This is a genomic window from Bartonella capreoli (assembly GCF_902813205.1).
Lineage (GTDB): Bacteria > Pseudomonadota > Alphaproteobacteria > Rhizobiales > Rhizobiaceae > Bartonella > Bartonella schoenbuchensis.
Map to the genome: position 1 here is coordinate 1 of NZ_CADDZX010000316.1, position 408 is coordinate 408.

At 38.2% G+C, this 408-nt stretch carries 1 protein-coding gene; it reads right to left on the reverse strand.

The genetic code is table 11. The annotated features are described in order from the left end of the window. Nucleotides 1–121 precede the first annotated feature (121 nt). A partial coding sequence (locus tag J7R05_RS08590) for a peroxiredoxin family protein (RefSeq protein WP_425490172.1) occupies nt 122–408 on the reverse strand: 287 nt, incomplete at its 5' end.

The following is a 408-nucleotide window of genomic DNA, read 5'->3' on the forward strand; positions in this document are numbered from 1 at the left end:
AGATTTGCGAGGACAAGGCAGTATAATAGGAGGGCCACGAACTTTTTATCGCAAAGACCGTTCTACTTTTTTGTCTTCATTGGATCTTATTATACAAATTTAAAAAGGTGCAGTTATTAAGTTATCGTGTCTCTTGTATGACAGCTTTTATAAGCGCTTTGGCATCGTCATTAGCCCATGGAGCTGCACCGTTGAATGAAGCAATAAGATATCCTTTTTTATCGATGAGAAATGTGATAGGCAAACCTAAAGCGAGTCCTTGTTTTCTGACGCTGTTGAAAATAGCCATTGTTTCATCGCGATAGTAAAGCAAATTATCCGCATGGACATCCTGTAAAAATTTCTGAATTTTTTCAGGAGAGGTAGCTTTATCGATGTTGATAGCCATGACATCGAAGTTTTCTCCTC